This is a genomic window from Streptomyces sp. NPDC041129 (genome assembly GCF_055592265.1).
Genome location: NZ_JBVIYV010000002.1, coordinates 401,828 through 419,476, shown reverse-complemented (window position 1 = coordinate 419,476; position 17,649 = coordinate 401,828). Strand labels below are relative to the sequence as shown.

Here is a 17,649-nt window from a genome sequence, read left to right as displayed (position 1 = left end):
CGAAGCAGTTCTCCGGGAAGACGCGCAGGGCGAGGACGTGTCCGGAGTCGAAGGGCAGCCCGAAGACACCCCAGCTCTTGACGTACTCGTGACGGGGCCAGGAAGCCCGGCCCCGACGGGGCGGGACATCGGACAGCGCGGAGGAAAGGTCGAGCATCTCCATCACCCCGGCCAGGTCGCGGCCTGCGCCTCGGTTCCAGGGTAGGCGGGCCACGAGCGGATCCGCTCGGGGAGGTCCGGATCACCGGTCGGGGCCCGCCTTCCGTCCCGCGCCTCCGTCTACTCCACGTCGATACCGAAATCCCGCACGAGCTCCTCCAGGCCGCCCGGGTAGCCCCTGCCGCCCAGGACGAAGTCCCAGTCACCGCTGGGCCTGCGCCGGAACGAGCCGAGGACCAGGGCGGTCTCGTGCGGCCGGCCGTCCGAGACCTCCAGACGGCCCAGCTCGGTCATTCCCGGGTCGAGAAGCCTGATGCGGGCATCCGTGAAGCCGGAGAGGTCGGCTGCCGGGTCGGCCTCCGGATCGATGGCGGCCACGAGTACGAGCCGGTCGGCCTCACTCGGCAGCCCGTCGAAGGAGACGCAGAGCGCGGCCTTGTCGGGTGCGGTGGCGGTAAGAGCGCGTACCGAGCCGTCCGGCGTTCGCGGGTTGTTGAAGAAGACGAAGTGATCGTCGCTGAGGGCGCGGTTGCCCTGGCAGACGAGAGCGCACACGTCCAGGGCGACGCTGCCGGTCCACGACATGCCCAGGACGTTGTAGTCGTCGGGCAGCGGAGTATCCGGCCCGGAAGCCGTCGGCTGTGCCGCGGATCGGCCTCCACCGTCGCCGAGCCGCCCACCGAGCCCGTGGCGGTGCAGCAGGTCGACGAGTTCGGGGCCCGAGACGAGTTCCAGCGGCTTGCCGTTGGCGAAGGTGTGCGAGCCGGGGCCGAACCTCGACGTCGTCACGAGGACACCCTTGTTGGCGCCGACGTCCTGCACGGTTCCGTACAGATCACGCACGGCGGTGGGCGGCACCGTGTTCCGGTAGCGCTTCACCTGCACGACGATCTTGCCGCCGCGGATCGGTGCCGGATCCAGTGCGTCGACGTCGACCCCTCCGTCGTTGGAACGCCGGGTGGTGACCGCCTGCATCCCCATGGCACGGAAGAGATCCGCGACGAGATCCTCGAAGGCGACGGGGTCCATGGTGAACAGGTCGGGCTCCTCGTCGCCGCCGTGGGCGACCACCCGGTTCCCGACGTCCTGCGGCCGCCTGCCCGGCCGTACCGCCGCGAGCTGGTCCGGCCGGGCCGAGAGCTGCCCGCGCAGCGCGTCGGCCAGGCAACTGCACGCGTCCACCTGTGCCAGGTGCAGCTCACGGAACGCGGAGCGGGAAGCCATGACCGTCGCGAGGAAGATCTGGCCGGCCCGGCCCGTCGTGGGGTCGTGCCCGTCGACGAAGCCGTTGAGGGCCACCGACTCGAGCGCGCCCAACTCGTCTGCGGCGAACAGCTCGTGCAGGACGAGCAGCATGCACTGGGCGAGAACCTCCCGGTACAGAGCACGGCGCCGGCCCACCGGCCGCGGTGTCTCCTTGTCCTGGTCGGTCCCGGACATGTACCGGACCGACTTGACCTCCGGCACGATGACGTAGGCGGGCAACTCCCAGTCCAGAACGAGCTGCCGGGCCGCCGGGTCGTAGGCCGCCGCCACCTGACGCGGGAGATCCTCCGGCCATGCCGTCGAGGCGTAGAGAGCGGCGGAGAAATACTCGATCACGGCATCGGGATCGTGGCGTCCCACACCTTCGGTCAGCGCGACGATGCCGGCGTTGTGCCTCCGTACATCGGCCAGCTGGGCATCGGCCCACTGCTGGTACTGCCACTGGTACGCCGCCAGCTGTTGCCGCCGGTGAGCCTCCGCTGCCTGGGCGGCGTGCCAATCGCGTTCGAAGCGCGCCCGCGCTTCGGCCTGCGCCTGGGCCCGGCGGCCCGCCGTCCAGCCGCTCTGCGTCTCATAGCGGCTGAAGTCCGGCATCGGCACCGGCTGGGCCAACGGCCCTGGAGAGAAGGGCTGAACCTCCTCGGGCCGCATGAGCGAGGAGGCCCGGAAGGCCGGTGCCCGGCAGCCCGAGACGAGAAGTCCCTGCAGCGAGGCGACCTGTGCGTCCAGTTCCTCCGTCCGCCGGAGGGCCTCCGCCTGCCGGTACTCGCGGTGACTCTGGGCGGCTCGTCGCTGGTAGGCCCGTGCCTGCTGTTCCTGCTGTCTGCGCCGTCGGGCTTCTGCCTCGAGTTGGCGCTGCTGCTGCCGTTGCATCTCGGCCCAGGCACCGACAAAACCAGTAGAGCGACGACTCATGCGCTGCAAACCCTCCCCAGGCCGTCGGCAGCCGAAAGGCATTCTGGTTGCCCCCACAACCAGTTGTAACGGGAAGACTTTAGTGCCGCATCAGTCGGCGTTCATCCCGCCGTGACCGATCGGTGACAGCGACCGCAAGGCGGGGAGAGGCACGCCCCGCTGTCAGGCCAACCCCACCGCCGCCAGGCGGTGCACATCCCGCGCCGTCCCCGTGACCCCCGACAGGAACCCCTGCGCACGGGGTGAGGCGGTCTCCGTGAGCCAGGTGGGGTCGATGTCGCAGACCGCCACGCGGACGCCGGTGCCGGCCAGGGCCAGCGGCAGGGTGTGGACGACGGTGGAGGGGAAGCTGAGGATGGTGCGGCCGATGGGGCCTCGGCGGGCGATGAGTTCGAGCGGGAGGTCGGGGCGGACGATCTCCAGGCCCGTCTCTCTGGCCAGGCGGTGGAGTTTGTCGGTGCTCTCGCGGCGGTGTGCGAAGTAGCGGGTGGCTCCGTGGGCCCCGGCCAGGGACTGGACGGCGGCCAGGTAGCGGTCGCCGTCCACCACGCCGGTCTCGACCAGGGACGTGCCGACCATGTCGGCGCTCGTCGTGATGCGCGGCGGGCCGAATCGGGCGCGGGTCCAGGCGAAGTCGTTGGCGGTGACCGTGACGCCGTCCGGGGTCTCGGTCACCGGCATGGAGGAGAAGACCTCGACGCGGCGGTCCTCGCTCGGGGTGAGGCGGCGGCGGGCCGAGGAGGAGACCGGGGCGAAGAGCAGGTCGCGGGGGCCGGGGCGGCCCCCCTTGCGGTGCCAGCGGACCAGGCGTTCGCCGCGGGCCAGTTGGGCGACGAACTCCATGGTCGCGGTGCCGTCGTCGACGACGACCAGGTCGCGGGCCCGGGTGATGGTCAGGAGCAGTTGCACGTAGCGGGAGAAGGGGTCTCCCATGACGATGCGGTCGGCGCGGCGCAGCGGGCCGGCCAGGCCGCCGATGGTGTGGAAGGGCGCGGTCGTGCCGCCCCGCGCCTCCTCCCAGCGCACCCGGTACCCCTCGTCCCGGGCCAGGTCCGCCATGCGGCGGAGCTGGCCCCGGGTCATGGGGTCGGTCGGGGACAGCACGACGAGGGTGAGCTCCGCGCCGGCCGGTGGCACAGCACCGGCCGGTGACCGGCGTATCTGCGCGGGCACCGACGGCGGGCCGTCCGGTTGCGCGCCCTGCAGGCCGTGCAGGTGCGCCCACTCCAGTACGTTCAGCAGCTGTACCGGGCTCTCCACGAAGGCGAGCGTGCGGGCAGGGTGGCCGGTGTGACCGGCGCGGGGGCTCATCGGCGTGCGACCGTCCCGTCTCAGGGCAACCGTTGGGCGATCGGGGTGCTCAGACCGCTACCGGCTCGCCCGCGGCCGCCGCGATCTCCGCCTCGGCGACGACGCCGGTGACGCGGCGCAGCTTCTTCATCGGGCCCATCTCGGAGTCGTAGACCTTCTTGACGCCGTCGCCGAGGGAGGCCTCGATGGTGCGGATGTCGCGGACGAGGCGCGTGAGGCCCTGCGGCTCGACGGAGGCGGCCTGGTCGGAGCCCCACATGGCGCGGTCGAGGGTGATGTGGCGCTCCACGAAGGTGGCGCCGAGGGCGACGGCGGCCAGCGTGGTCTGCAGGCCGGTCTCGTGGCCGGAGTAGCCGATCGGGACGTTCGGGTACTCGTCCTGCAGGGTGTTGATGACGCGGAGGTTGAGCTCCTCGGCCTTCGCCGGGTACGTCGAGGTGGCGTGGCAGAGAAGGATGTTGTCGCTGCCCAGGACCTCGACCGCGTGGCGGATCTGCTTCGGCGTCGACATGCCGGAGGACAGGATGACCGTGCGGCCCGTGGCGCGCAGGGCGCGCAGCAGCTCGTCGTCCGTCAGGGAGGCGGAGGCCACCTTGTGGGCGGGGACGTCGAACTTCTCCAGGAAGGCGACGGCCTCGGTGTCCCACGGGGAGGCGAACCAGTCGATGTTCTTGGTCTTGCAGTACTCGTCGATCTGGCGGTACTCGTCCTCGCCGAACTCGACCCGGTGGCGGTAGTCGATGTAGGTCATCCGGCCCCAGGGGGTGTCGCGCTCGATGTCCCACTGGTCGCGCGGGGTGCAGATCTCGGGGGTGCGCTTCTGGAACTTCACGGCGTCGCAGCCGGCCTCGGCGGCCACGTCGATGAGCTTGAAGGCGTTCTCCAGCTCACCGTTGTGGTTGATGCCGATCTCACCGCAGATGTAGACGGGGCGGCCCGGGCCGGCCTCGCGCGTACCGAAGGTGCGGATGCGGGAGTTGGTGCTCATGGCAGGAGGTGTCCTTACTTGGGGAGGGAATCGAGAGAGGGGCCGAGGATCCAGCTGGCGATCTCTCGGATCGCGCCGTCACCGCCGGGGACGGTGGTGACCGCGCGTGCGGCGCCGCGTACGACGTCGTGGGCGCTTCCGACCGCCACGGGCCAGCCGACGAGGGCGAAGCACGGGAGGTCGTTGACGTCGTTGCCGACGTAGAGCACGCGCTCCGGCGCGATGCCCTGCTCCTCGCACCACTGCTTGAGGGCGAGGTCCTTGCGGTCGATGCCGTGCAGCACCGGGAGCCTGAGCTTCCGGGCGCGGGCGGCGACCACCGGGTTCTGTTCCGTGGACAGGATCAGCATCTTCAGGCCGCTCCGGCGGAGGGCCGCGATGCCGAGTCCGTCGCCGCGGTGCACGGAGACGAACTCCCGTCCCTCGGAGTCGATCAGCACCCGGTCGTCGGTCTGGGTGCCGTCGAAGTCGAGGACTACGGCGTCGATGTCGTCGTAGGCGGGGAGGGCGCCGGGCCGGTCCGCGTCGAAGAGCGGGGCGAGGGCCCGGGCGCGGGCCAGGTCGTGCGGGTCGTCGATCTCCAGCACCCGGGCCGGGTCGGTGCGGACCAGCTCGGTGTGGCCGAAGAAGCGGTGCCGGTGCTCGCGGAAGCCGGCCGCGTCCATCGCGTAGGCGGCGCCGGTCTCCAGCAGGTCCTGGGGGCGGTCCTGGCGGCGGGGGCGGAAGGACTTGTCGTGGTTGACTCCGTAACCGCCGCCTGCCGTAGGCGTGTTGGAGACCGTCGTGGTGTCGACGGCCGTCAGGGAGGCGCCGATGGCCGCGGCCGGGTCCGTGTCGGCGGTCACCGGGTCGTCGGCCGCGTCCCGCCAGACGAAGCCGTGGAAGGCGGCGACGGTCACGGCGGTGTCGGCGCCGTTCTCGACGACGGCGGCGGCGACCGCGTCCACGTCCTCGCGGACCAGGAAGGGGCTGGTGCACTGCACCAGCAGGACGACGTCGACGGGGGCGCCGTGCAGGGCCTCGTGCGCGTCCATGGCGTGCAGGACGGCGGCCTCCGAGGTCGCCGTGTCCCCGGCTATGGCGGCGGGGCGGAGTACGACCTCGGCGCCGGCCTGGCGGGCCGCGGCGGCGATGGCCTGGTCGTCGGTGGAGACCACGACGTCGGTGACCAGCCGGGTCGCCCGGCACTCGCGCACCGCGCGGGTGACCAGCGGGATCCCGCCGACCGGGGCGAGGTTCTTCGCGGGCACGCCCTTGGAGCCGCCGCGGGCGGGGATCACCGCGAGCACCCGGGGCACCGTGGCGCCCGGTTCCGCTTCCGTGTGGGGCATGGGGTTCTCTCCTTGACGTGGGATCCGGGCGGTCACAGCTCCCCCATCCGTCGGATCACGGGGGCGACCCGCTGCACGCCGTGGCGGTAGGCGCCGCGGGCGGCCCGGCGCACGATCTGGCGGACGGGGCCGGGCTCCTTGTCGGCGGCGGGCGCGCCGGGCAGCGGGGCGCCGTCGGGGCCGAGGTGGTGGCGGGCGAGGATGCCGGGCAGGTAGCCGGGCGCGGTCTCGGGTGTGTAGTAGGGGTTCAGGGGCGGCAGGCCGCCCGGCCGGTCCAGCAGCGTGGTGATGCGTTCCCGGGCGGTGTCGAAGGCGGTGCCGTAGGAGCCCCCAGCGCAGACGCCCTGCCGGGCCAGCCACTCCGGGTCGGCGGCCGGGCGGTGGCCGGCGTCGAGCTGGTCCCAGGAGGCGAGGCAGCCGGAGCCGGTGAAGTGGTGGTTGCCGAGCACCTCGCGCACGCCCAGGTCGGTCAGGACGACCGTGGGGATGCGCCGGTGCAGGGCTTCGAGGGCGGCCGTGGAGCTGACCGTGACCAGCAGGTCGGTGCGGTCCAGCACCTCGCCCATGTGGCCGTACACCAGGCGGAAGTTGACGGGTGTCTCCATGCCCTGGACCAGCTTCTGGTACGGCAGTTCCTCGATGTGGGTGGTGTGTTCGCCGGGCTTGGAGCGCAGCTTCAGCAGCACCTCGCGCTCGGGGTGCCGGCGGGCGTGCTCGATGAGCCGGTTCAGCAGGTAGGCGCGGTCCCGGCGGCTGTCCGGGACGGAGGGCTGGGCCGCGAACACCACGGAGTACGGGTCGTGTTCGCCGGCGTAGGGCTCCCCGCCGAGGAAGGGCAGCGCGACCTCGGTGACCGCGGCGGCGTCGGCGCCGACCCCTTCGTATACGGCCCGGAAGCGGTCCGCGTCGTGGGCCGAGTTGGCGAGGACGAGATCGGCTCCGTGGCGCAGCAGCAGGCCGTCGGCGAGCTTCTCGTAGACGACACCGACGTATCCGGTGACGACGACGGGACGCCTGCCGGAGGCCCAGGCGTTGCGCAGCCCGTGCAGCATCGCCTGCACACCGCCGCCGACCAGGGCGAGGACGAGGATGTCGTACGGTTCCTCGGCGCTTTCGCTCATCGCGCGCAGGAACTGGACGCCGGTGACCTCGCTGAGGGAGTCGGCGCGGACGCCGACCTCCCGGAGCTGGCGGGCGGTGGGGGTGGCTCGTCCGCGCAGGAGGTAGCCGTCGAGCCGGACGTCGGCACCGGTCGGGGTGAGGCGTCGCGCGGTGAGCGCGCCCCACTTCCACCGGGTGTCGGAGTCCGCCAGGACGGCGATCCGCAGGGACTTCGTTGCACTTGCTGGCACGCCGAAGACGCTAGGAAGGCATTCCGAGGTTCCGCCCAACCCGAATGCAACAAACGGTTAACAGCACATCGCCGAATGGCGAATCGGGTCGCGATCGGCGCGGAAAAAGACCCGGTTCACAGCTTCGCCACGCGTCGTTCACCCGGCATCAAGCCGACGGTCAAGACGAATGACGGGCTTCGCCCTAACGTCCGTGACGTGGTCAAGCTCTCCGTCATCGTGCCGTTCTACAACGTGCAGCAATACGCGCCCGACACCCTGAGGAGCCTCGGTGCGAACGCGCGTGAGGACTTCGAATTCATTCTCGTCGACGACTGTTCCCGCGACGGGACACCAGAGATCCTCGCGCGCGCGGAGCGCGAGCTGCCGGGCGCGGTCCTCGTCCGGCACGAGCGGAACGGGGGGCTGGCGACCGCCCGCAACACCGGCATCGACCGGGCGCGCGGCGAGTATCTGACCTTCCTGGACGGGGACGACTGGCTCGCCCCCGGCTACTACCCGAAGCTGGTCGCCGCCATCGAGGAACTGGGCTGCGACTTCCTGCGCACCGACCATGTCCAGTGCACGGCGCGGGCCCGCACGGTGCACCGGGTGCCGGTCGGGCGGCGGAACGTGGTGCTGGACCCGCGCGAGGCGATCCTGCCCGCCGACCGGTCGACCTCCGTGGACTACGCCTACGCCTGGGCGGGCGTCTACCACCGCCGGCTCGTGGACAAGGGGCTGCTGCACTTCACCGACGGGCTGCGCACGGCCGAGGACCGGCCGTGGATCTGGAAGCTGCACCGGGAGGCGGAGTCGTTCGCCGCGGTCGGCCTGCTCGGGGTGTTCTACCGGCGCGGGGTCGCCTCCTCGCTCACCCAGATCGGTGATGTACGTCAGCTCGATTTCATTCGCGCTTTCGACCAGGTCGTGGCGGAAACAGCCGAGGACCGGGAAGCCGGTGCGTTGCTGCCGAAGGCCGTCCGCACGTATTGCGCCATCATTTCCCATCACCTGGGATCCATCGAAAGGTTCGAGCCGGCGGTGGCGAGAAAACTGAAATCCATGAGTTCGGCGGCGCTGCGGCGCATGCCGCAGGACGTCCTGGCCGACGCGCTGGACTCCATGGACCTGGAGCGCGCCACCAAGCTGCGCCGGCTGCGCCGCCGCCCCGCCCCCACGGGAGCCGCCGCGTGACCACCCAGATCTTCCAGGTGTCGACGCTGTACGGCACGGCCACGCTGGCCGCCGCCCTGGACTCCGGCTGCTTCCGCCCCGCCGACCGGCGGATCCTGCTGGTCTGCAACAACGCGGCCACGCCCGAGACCACGCCGGGACCGGACCGGATGCCCGGCTTCGAGCGGCTTCGTGAGCGCTTCGACGACGTGCTGTCGTACAACGAGGCGATCTTCCCCTTCCACCCCGGCGGCTGGGCGCCCCGGCCGGAGGACCTGCCGCTCTGGGAGCGGTATCTGCGCCACGAGTGGCGGCTCGGGGACGAGGACGTGGAGCTGGCCGTGGAGTCGATCCAGGTCAACCCGTCGCTCTCGCTCGCCCAGATCTTCACCGGCGCCCCGGTCACCGTCTACGCGGACGGCCTGATGAGCTACGGCCCCACCCGGAACAAGATCGACCCGCTGGTCGGCACCCGGGTGGACCGGGTGCTCCACCTCGACCTGGTGCCGGGCCTTACGCCGCTGCTGCTCACCGAGTTCGGTGTCCCGGCGGAGATCGTGCCGACGCCCGCCTTCACCAAGGTCCTGGCCGAACTCGCGCCGCCGGCCGACGAGCTGCCCGGGGTGGAGGAGCCCGCGCTGCTGCTCGGCCAGTACCTGTCCGCACTGGGCATCCTCACTCCCGAGCAGGAGGAGGAGCTGCATGTGCGGATGCTGAGGGGTGCCCATCGGCTCGGGCACGGCACGGTGGTGTTCAAGCCGCACCCCACCGCTCCCGCGCGCTTCACCCGCACCCTGGAGGAGGAGGCGGAGCGGCTCGGGGTGGACCTGACCGTGCTGGACACGCCGGTCCTCGCCGAGGTGCTGTACCAGCGGATGCGTCCCGCGCTGGTCGTCGGCTGCTTCTCCACCGCCCTGCTCACCGCCTCCGCGCTGTACGGTCTGCCGGTGGCCCGGATCGGCACCGAGATGCTGCTGGAGCGGCTGACGCCGTTCGAGAACAGCAACCGGATCCCGGTCACCGTGGTCGACGCGCTGCTGCCGGACCTCGGCGACCACGCCGCGGTGGGCGAGCGGCGGCCGGGCATGGACGTGGCGGCGCTGGGCGCGCTGATCCGCGCGGTGGGCTTCGCCATGCAGCCGAAGATCCTGCCCGGGCTGCGCGACGAGACCGAGCGGTACCTCGCGGGCAACCTGGACGAGCGGACCCTGCGCTACTTCAAGCGCAGGCGGCTGACCTCGCTGGCGCTGCCCGGCGGGGTGCCGTCCCAGCTCGCGTTCATCCCGCGCAACGCCACGGTCCGCCGGATGGCGCGCAAGGCGCGCGGTCTGCGCCGGGTCGTACGACGCTGATTCCCCCTTCCTCGCCAGGGCGGGCCCCTTTCCGGGCCCGCCCCTCGCGGCGTTCAGCGGCCGAGGACGGTGCGGATCCGGGCCGTGTTCTCCTGCGTGACCTTCCAGAGCAGTTCCTGCCGGTCGTGCACGTCGGCGACGGTCCGGTCGTGGTGGTCCAGGATGTCGAGCGCGCGCTCGGTGAGCACTTCGCCCAGGTTGCGCTCGTGCACCGAGACACCCCACTCGGGGCGCTCGATGTCGCTGAGGAAGTACGCCATCTTCGGGTGCGAGATCAGACTGACGATGGGCGTGCCGACCCCGAAGGGGATCATCCCGGCGTGCCCGCGCATGCCGATGACCAGCTTCGTCCTCGCGTACGTCTCGCGGATGGCGTCGTTGTCGAAGTCGTACATCGGGATCACCGGCAGCGAGATCCCGTGTTCACGGCGCAGGTCGAAGGCGATGCGCTCGTCGTCCAGCGAGTGGGCGACGCAGCGGACCTCGGTGTGCGCGCCGATCGCGCGCACGGCCTTCGCCATCTCGGCGAGGAAGTGTCCGTAGTCGTGCCCGAAGCGCAGGCCGGCGCGATCGTAGGCGGCGTTCAGCAGGACGGTGTCCTCGCGGTACGCCGGGTCGGACCAGCCGGCCACCAACTGGCGCATGACCGTGGTCGGGCAGGGCTGGAAGACGACCCGGTCGTGCAGCTCGGGCGGGAGCAGGGAACGGACCCTGGCGATGGAGCCGTGGTTGCGCAGCCCGAAGAAGGCGGACTTCTCCACCAGCAGCCGCAGGCTCTCGTTGAACCGCCGGGCGCGGTACGACTGCCCGTCGAAGGCGTTGAAGCCGACCGCGAACACCATGATCGGCACGTCGACGGCGCGCAGGTGCTCGTCCGGGACGTTCCACTGCCAGGCGCTGTTGCCGTTGGGCATGGTGTCGGGGATGAACAGTCCGCCGCCGCCGATGACCAGGCCGCGCCGGGCGTTGACCCGGTCCAGGGCGGCCTTGTCGAACAGCCGGTGGGCGTGGACGGAAGTCCAGCGGCGGGAGGTGGTGTCGGGGCCGAACGCGAGCCGTACGGTCTCGGGCAGCAGTTTGTCGCCCGCGTTGCCCTGCCGGTCCATGTAGAAGGCGACATGGGCGAGCTGGTCCTCGGCGGCGCCCTGTTCCTGGGCCGGGACGGCGGCGGCGCGCTGGGCCCACAGCCGGCTGGAGCGGTGGGTGGGGTCGACGGTCAGGCCGGCGGTGGCGTACGTGAGCGCCTGGGCGTTGTCGCCCTGCACCCAGGCCATCTGGGCGAGGCGGGCGTAGGCGGTGGCGGCCCGGTTGGGGGCGGCGGTCGCCAGCAGGAGCTGGGTCTTCGCCTCCGCGTGGCGGGAGACGCTCATCAGGGCGTGCCCGAACACCTCGTGCGGCCAGGCCTCGTCCAGCGGGATGCGCACACTGCTCATGATGTCGACGGCGTCCTGGTACTCGCCGGCCCCGATGTGCGCGGCGGCGACCTTGCGGGCGGCCTCCACGTCCCCGGTGCGCCGCACGTGCGGGGTGCCGTAGTGCACCAGCAGGTCGTGGTGGAGGGTGCCGCCGCTGCCCAGGTAGGCCGCGTGGAAGTCGGCGTCGGACAGCTCGAACTCCCGCCAGCGCTCCTCGGCCTGCTGGTATCCGGCCTCGCCGCCCTGCCAGGGTTTGTGCCGGCCGGTGAAGTGCAGGATCGCGGTGTCGTCCGGGACCGGCAGGTCACCCGAGAGGCGCCGCTTGACGAAGTTGTAGCGGGTGTCCAGGCGGACGAAGTCACCGTCGAGGACGGCGTTGAGGATGCCCTGGTCGTGCTTGTCGAGTTCGTAGCCGCCACCGCGCCCGACCGCGTCGAGCCGCGCGCAGAACGCGTCGGAGAGGTACTCGCGCTGGATGACCAGCAGCCCGGAGTTGAGCTTGTGCTGCCCGTAGAAGAACTGCGGGACGGCCGCGAGTCCCTCGCGCAGGGCGAGCAGTTCGCCCAGATCGCCGAGGACGACCATGTCGGTGTCCAGGGTGATGACCGTGTCGTAGTCGCGCAGCCGGAAGACGTCGAGGATGAAGTACGCCTTGCGGACGAGGTAGTTGTCCTGGTCGCCCTTGACGTAGGAGTCGTAGTGGGCGGCGTCGACGCGGCGCAGCACGATCCTCGGGTGCAGGGCGCGGATGCGGGCGACGGAGGAGGGCTTGAGGTCGTCGTGGAGGACGACGAAGTCCTCGCAGACGCCCGGGTTGGACAGGGCGAGGCTGCGCAGCAGGACGAGAAAGCCGGGCAGGTAGTTTTCGTCGACGAAGCTCGCGAAGGCGATGCGCCGCCTGCCGGTCAGCGCGTGTGCGGAGGTCTCCGGTGTTACCGGGGTGGCGGTGGTCATCGCAGGGATATCCTCATGTCGGTCACGCTCTGGGCCCGCTCCATGACCCATGCCTTCTCGCTGGTGTATTCGTGCACGGACGTGATCGCGAGCTTCATGGCCCCCGGCACGCGGTAGGCGCCGCTCTCGTAGAAGTCGAAGCCGATCAGGTCGAGGGTGGGGCTGACGTCCAGGAAGTCCAGCAGCCACAGCATGTTGAAGCCGGTGGTGGGGATGCCGGACCAGACGTCGTTGCCGAGCCGGCCGATGTTGCGTACGGGCCACCTGAGCGACTCGTCGCCGAGGTACCGCTGGGCGCCGGGCACCAGGCGGTTGCGCAGCGAGTGCTTCCAGTCGCCGGAGACCCCGCCGAAGACGAGCCGGGTGGTCACCGGCTTGTCCCAGTTGAAGCCGTGCTTGTGGATGGTGGCGTGGATGTCGGTGCGGCCGCCGGTGTGCTTCGGGTCGATCCGGTAGGAGTTGAAGCGCACGACGAGGTCGTAGTCGTCGATCCGGTCGCCCAGGCCGCTCTCGCCCACGCGGCCGGAGTTGGCGATCAGGCACACGGACCTGCCGGCGATCAGGTTGCGGAACTCACCGAGGCCGATCCAGTTCACTCCGCCGACGGTGGGGTCGGCGACCGGGCCGCGCATACGGACCCGGCGCTGTTCGGCGTAGAGGGCGACGGCCTCGGTGAGGTCGCCGCCGGGGATGCCGGTGCGCAGTTCGAGGTACTGGCCGAGCAGTTCCTGCCGGTCGGCGACCGGGGCCCGCTCGGCGGCGAGCGCCAGCAGAGCGCCCACCAGGCGGGGTTCGGCCGCCTCCCAGTCGCCGCCGGCGTGCAGCGCGAGGCCCTCGGCCCAGACGTCGGTGGCGGGCCCGTCGGCGAAGCCGGCGGCGCGCGGGCACTGCCTCTCCAGCAGGGTGAGCAGCTCGCGCTCGCGCTCGGCTGCCCGGCGCAGCCCGGTGATCCGGGCGGCCACGCCGAAGCCGTCCTCCTCGGTCAGCTCCAGATAGCGCTCGTACGCCTCGACGGCCTCGCGCTCCTCGCCGAACGCCTCCAGGACGCGGGCGCGCAGCCGCCAGCCGGCCCGGGAGTTGCGGCGCCGGTCGAGCACGGTGTCGCTGATCCGCAGGGCGAGGCGCAGCTCGTCGTCGTAACCGCATTCCAGGGCCTTGCCCGCGACGGCCAGCAGAGCGTCCAGCAGGTCGTCGGTCAGGCCGCCGGCGGGCGCGGTGGCGCCCTTGACGGCCCGCTTGAGCAGCGCGGTCGCGCCGCCGGCCGGGGCGGGCGCGGGGGTGGTGGTGCCGGTGGTGCTGGCCACCACGAGCAGCCTGCGCAGCTGCTCGGCCAGTTCCGTGCGCCGGCGGTCGAGGCTGCCCACGAGTTTGCCGCTGTGAACGGCACAGGCGTGCAGGCAGTCCTCCAGACCCCGTCCACGAGCGGGCGTCCGCCGGTTCTGGACCCTCGTCATAGCTCTCCTGATGTGTGCCAAGCAAAGACTGTGTATACGGCGGCATGCCATGGGTTTGCCGAAACGTGGGGGTTGATGGAGAAACTAGGAAGCCAAAACGACGTCCGGGTTAACGAATTCGGACGGCACGGCGAATGGTTGGGCTGTCAACCAAGTCGTTTCCGTGATTCGCCCAGGTGACAGTGATCCGGTGTCTCCGTACCAGGGACTTTCACAAAAGGGATCGGGATTATCAGCGGTTTATCGACTAGGTTCTGGGGCACCATGCCTGCTTCTTCGCCTCCCCTCGCCGCCGTTCCCGCTCCCCCGGTGCCCGAGGCGGGCTCGGCCCCCGCCGCCCGCACCGGACGGCGGGGCCGGCTGCACGCCCTCGACGGTCTGCGGCTCGTGGCCGCGCTGATGGTCTGCCTCTACCACTACGCCGGACGCGGCGGCACGGTCTCGGAGTCCTGGCACCAGAGCCCGTCACGCGTCTTCCCGACCCTGTCCCAGGTGGCGACGTACGGCTGTCTGGGCGTCCAGTTCTTCTTCGTCATCAGCGGTTTCGTCATCTGCATGAGCAGCTGGGGCCGCAGCCTCGGCGACTTCTTCCGGTCCCGGGTGGCCCGCCTCTACCCCGCATACTGGGTGGCCCTGGTGCTGGTCACCGGCGCCGCCCTGGTGCTGCCGGCCGTGGTGCACGCGGTCCGGCCGGACCAGTTCCTGGTCAACCTGACGATGCTGCAGCAGCCCATGGGCGCGCCGCGGGTGCTGGGCGTGTGCTGGACGCTCTGGGTCGAGGTGCGCTTCTACGCGCTGTTCGCCCTGTTCGTCGTCGTGCGCGGGGTCACCTACCGCCGGGTGGTGCTCTTCGCCTCCGTGTGGACGCTGGCGGCGGTGGTGTGCCGCACCAGCGGCAACGCGCTGACGGACCAGCTCGTCATGCCGGAGTACGCGCCCTTCTTCATCGGCGGTCTCGCCCTCTATCTGATCCACCGCTTCGGCAGCGACCTGCTGCTGTGGGGCATCGTGGCCGTCTCCTGGCTGCTCGGGCAGAGCACCGCGACGAGCGGGCTGTGGCACCCGGGGGCGCACGGCGACTTCGTCCGCGGCCCGTTCGTGATCCTGCTGATCGTCACCCTCGCCTTCGCCGCCGTGGCGGCCGTGGCGCTGGGCTGGACGCGGCGCGCGAACTGGCCCTGGCTGGCCACGGCCGGCGCGCTGACCTACCCGTTCTACCTGGTCCACGAGCACCTGGGCTGGTTCGTCATCCGGGTGCTGCGCCGGGGCCTCGGGCTGCCCGCGTATGCGACGCTCGCGGTGACCGTGCTGGGCATGCTGCTGCTTGCGTGGCTGATGCACCGGTTCGTGGAGAAACCATTCGGCCCGCGTCTGAAGAGGGCGCTGAAGAAATCCCGTACACCTGGAATTCCGGCGTCGTTCACCCTGCCGAAATAAAGAAAGCGAAACGGCCGGCCCGGCGGAAGATCCGGACGTTGGTAATCCGTTCCCCTTTCCTTGGCTTCCGCACCGCCCCTCCGGGCAGACACCGTGATGCCTTGCCGCCCCCCACAGGCTTTCGCAGGGATCTCACAGACTGCCTATCGAGGGTGTGCATCCGCCCCCTGGCCACCACTCAGGAAACGACGCGACCGCCCCACCGCCCCGGTGCCCGCCGGGCCGCCCGGACGTCCGGGCGGCCCGGCGGGCCCGCGTCCTACGCGCTGGCCAGCGACAGCTTGACCGCGAAGCCGAGGAACAGGGCGCCCGCCGCCGAGGTGGCCGTGGCCGACAGCCGCTTGCGGCGGCGGAAGGCGGCGGCGAGCCGGGTGCCGCCGAATATCAGCGCGCTCAGGTACAGGAAGCTGGCCGCCTGCGCGAAGGCGCCGAGGACGACGAAGGAGAGGGCCGGGTAGGCGTAGCCCGGGTCCACGAACTGCACGAAGAAGGCGACGAAGAACAGGATCGCCTTGGGGTTGAAGAGGCTGACGACGAGGGCGCGGCGGAACGGCCGCTCCTCGGCCGCCACGACCTCGGCGGTCTCCTCGACGGCCTTCTCCCGCCGGGTCCGCCACATCTGCCACGCGGCCCGCATCATCCCGATCGCCAGCCAGGTCAGATAGCCTGCGCCGGCGTACTTGACGATGCCGAACAGCACGGCGTTGGCCTGCAGCAGCGAGGCGACCCCGGCGGCGGACAGCGTCATCAGCACGGTGTCCCCGCACCACACGCCGGCGGCGGCGGTATAGCCGGACCGGACGCCGCGCCGGGCGGCGACGGAGAGGACGTAGAGCGAGTTGGGACCGGGCAGCAGCACGATGAGGACGAGCCCTGCCAGATAGGTGGGGAGATCGATGACGCCGAACATGGCAAGGAGTGTCGCACGGGGGTACGACAGTCCGGCCGGGGATTTCGGAGGGCAGGACGTGCCCGGGCTCAGAAGGCGTCCGAGGGCACGTGGCTGCCCCAGACCGACCGGAGGGCGCCGCACACCTCGCCCACCGTCGCCCGCGCCCGCAGCGCCTCCCGCATCGGGTACAGCACGTTGTCCTCGCCCGCCGCCGCCTTCTTCAACGCGGTCAGCGCCGCGTCCACCGCGCCCCCGTCCCGCCCGGCCCGCAGCCGGGCCAGCCGCTCCGCCTGCCGGGCCTCGATCGCCGGATCCACGCGCAGCGGCTCGTAGGGCTCCTCCTCGTCGAGCCGGAAGCGGTTGACGCCGACCACCACGCGCTCACCGGAATCGGTCTCCTGGGCGATGCGGTACGCGTTCCGCTCGATCTCGGCCTTCTGGAAGCCCTGCTCGATCGCCGCCTCCGCGCCGCCCAGGTCCTCGACCCTGCGCATCAGGTCCAGCGCGGCGGCCTCCACGTCGTCGGTCAGCCGCTCCACCGCGTAGGAGCCGGCGAAGGGGTCGACCGTCGCCGTCACGTCCGTCTCGTGCGCCAGCACCTGCTGGGTGCGCAGGGCCAGGCGGGCGCTCTTGTCCGTCGGCAGGGCGATCGCCTCGTCGAAGGAGTTGGTGTGCAGGGACTGGGTGCCGCCGAGGACCGCCCCGAGGGCCTGCACCGCGACCCGGACCAGGTTCACCTCCGGCTGCTGGGCGGTCAGCTGGACGCCCGCCGTCTGGGTGTGGAAGCGCAGCATCAGGGACTTGGGGTTGCGCGCGCCGAACTCCTCCCTCATCACCCGCGCCCAGATCCGGCGCGCCGCGCGGAACTTGGCGACCTCCTCCAGCAGCGTCGTGCGGGCCACGAAGAAGAAGGAGAGCCGGGGCGCGAAGTCGTCCACGTCCATGCCCGCCGCGACGGCCGTGCGGACGTACTCGATGCCGTCGGCGAGGGTGAAGGCGATCTCCTGCGCGGGCGAGGCACCCGCCTCGGCCATGTGGTAGCCGGAGATGGAGATGGTGTTCCACCTGGGAATCTCGGCACCGCAGTACTTGAAGATGTCCGCCGTCAGGCGCAGCGAGGGCTTCGGCGGGAAGATGTACGTCCCGCGGGCGATGTACTCCTTCAGGACGTCGTTCTGGATGGTGCCGGTCAGCCGGTCCGCCGGTACGCCCTGCTCCTCCGCCACCAGTTGGTAGAGGAGCAGCAGCAGGGCCGCCGGGGCGTTGATCGTCATCGACGTGGAGACCTGGTCCAGCGGGATGCCGTCGAACAGCTCCCGCATGTCCTCGATCGAGTCGATGGCCACGCCGACCTTTCCGACCTCGCCGTGCGCGAGGGGGGCGTCGGAGTCGTGGCCCATCTGGGTGGGCAGGTCGAAGGCGACGGAGAGGCCGGTGGTGCCGTGGGCGATGAGCTGCCGGTAGCGGGTGTTGGACTCCGCCGCCGTGCCGAAGCCCGCGTACTGGCGCATGGTCCAGGGGCGGCCGGTGTACATCGTCGGGTACACCCCGCGCGTGTAGGGGTATCCGCCCGGCTCACCGAGCTTTCCGGCGGGGTCCCAGCCGGTCAGGTCGCCGGGTCCGTAGACCGGCTCGATCGGCAGCCCCGACTCCGACTCACGTGCCATG

General features: G+C 71.3%; 12 protein-coding genes. 3 read left to right on the top strand and 9 right to left on the bottom strand.

Annotated features, from left to right (window positions below; genetic code table 11):
* Positions 1 to 279: 279 nt before the first annotated feature.
* From ACZ6B1_RS10120 to ACZ6B1_RS10100, 5 genes are all read right to left on the bottom strand, one after another.
* On the bottom strand, positions 280 to 2,340 hold the full coding sequence (locus tag ACZ6B1_RS10120; RefSeq protein WP_468776654.1) for a restriction endonuclease: 2,061 nt from the start codon (positions 2,338 to 2,340) through the stop codon (positions 280 to 282).
* Between the two features lie 162 nt (positions 2,341 to 2,502).
* Positions 2,503 to 3,651: a hypothetical protein gene (locus ACZ6B1_RS10115; RefSeq protein ID WP_468776652.1), complete on the bottom strand. Its 1,149-nt coding sequence runs from the start codon at positions 3,649 to 3,651 to the stop codon at positions 2,503 to 2,505.
* Positions 3,652 to 3,700: 49 nt separating this feature from the next.
* On the bottom strand, positions 3,701 to 4,639 hold the full coding sequence (locus ACZ6B1_RS10110) for an N-acetylneuraminate synthase family protein (protein ID WP_468776650.1): 939 nt from the start codon (positions 4,637 to 4,639) through the stop codon (positions 3,701 to 3,703).
* A 14-nt stretch (positions 4,640 to 4,653) separates the two neighbouring features.
* Entirely contained in the window at positions 4,654 to 5,970 is a 1,317-nt protein-coding gene (locus ACZ6B1_RS10105) for a cytidylyltransferase domain-containing protein (protein ID WP_468776648.1), read from the bottom strand.
* A gap of 32 nt (positions 5,971 to 6,002) precedes the next feature.
* On the bottom strand, positions 6,003 to 7,322 hold the full coding sequence (locus tag ACZ6B1_RS10100) for a DUF6716 putative glycosyltransferase (RefSeq protein WP_468776646.1): 1,320 nt from the start codon (positions 7,320 to 7,322) through the stop codon (positions 6,003 to 6,005).
* A 198-nt stretch (positions 7,323 to 7,520) separates the two neighbouring features.
* On the opposite strand from ACZ6B1_RS10100, the gene ACZ6B1_RS10095 reads away from it, so the two are divergent.
* Together ACZ6B1_RS10095 and ACZ6B1_RS10090 are read left to right on the top strand one after the other, a co-directional pair.
* Positions 7,521 to 8,498: a glycosyltransferase family 2 protein gene (locus ACZ6B1_RS10095; RefSeq protein ID WP_468776644.1), complete on the top strand. Its 978-nt coding sequence runs from the start codon at positions 7,521 to 7,523 to the stop codon at positions 8,496 to 8,498.
* Positions 8,495 to 9,829 carry an alpha-2,8-polysialyltransferase family protein gene (locus ACZ6B1_RS10090; protein WP_468776642.1) on the top strand — a complete coding sequence of 445 codons (1,335 nt, stop codon included), beginning with the start codon at positions 8,495 to 8,497 and terminating at the stop codon, positions 9,827 to 9,829. The genes ACZ6B1_RS10095 and ACZ6B1_RS10090 overlap by 4 nt, the downstream gene beginning before the upstream one ends.
* A 53-nt stretch (positions 9,830 to 9,882) precedes the next feature.
* Here the strand turns inward: ACZ6B1_RS10090 and ACZ6B1_RS10085 are convergent, their stop codons facing one another.
* Together ACZ6B1_RS10085 and ACZ6B1_RS10080 are read right to left on the bottom strand one after the other, a co-directional pair.
* The gene (locus tag ACZ6B1_RS10085) at positions 9,883 to 12,198 is read right to left on the bottom strand and encodes a glycosyltransferase (protein WP_468776640.1); all 2,316 of its coding nucleotides are present in this window, start codon (positions 12,196 to 12,198) and stop codon (positions 9,883 to 9,885) included.
* A complete protein-coding gene (locus tag ACZ6B1_RS10080) occupies positions 12,195 to 13,652 on the bottom strand; it encodes a glycosyltransferase family 29 protein (protein ID WP_468776637.1) in 1,458 nt (485 codons plus the stop codon). Before ACZ6B1_RS10080 ends, ACZ6B1_RS10085 begins: the two co-directional genes overlap by 4 nt.
* Before the next feature lie 264 nt (positions 13,653 to 13,916).
* Between ACZ6B1_RS10080 and ACZ6B1_RS10075 the strand changes: the two genes are divergently transcribed.
* Positions 13,917 to 15,089 carry an acyltransferase family protein gene (locus ACZ6B1_RS10075; RefSeq protein ID WP_468776635.1) on the top strand — a complete coding sequence of 391 codons (1,173 nt, stop codon included), beginning with the start codon at positions 13,917 to 13,919 and terminating at the stop codon, positions 15,087 to 15,089.
* A gap of 259 nt (positions 15,090 to 15,348) precedes the next feature.
* Here the strand turns inward: ACZ6B1_RS10075 and leuE are convergent, their stop codons facing one another.
* Both leuE and ACZ6B1_RS10065 read right to left on the bottom strand, forming a co-directional pair.
* Positions 15,349 to 15,999, bottom strand: coding sequence for a leucine efflux protein LeuE (gene leuE, locus ACZ6B1_RS10070; RefSeq protein ID WP_468776633.1), 651 nt, complete (start codon positions 15,997 to 15,999; stop codon positions 15,349 to 15,351).
* 68 nt (positions 16,000 to 16,067) lie between these two features.
* The gene (locus tag ACZ6B1_RS10065; protein WP_468776630.1) at positions 16,068 to 17,648 is read right to left on the bottom strand and encodes an acyl-CoA mutase large subunit family protein; all 1,581 of its coding nucleotides are present in this window, start codon (positions 17,646 to 17,648) and stop codon (positions 16,068 to 16,070) included.
* Between the last annotated feature and the right edge of the window lies 1 nt (position 17,649).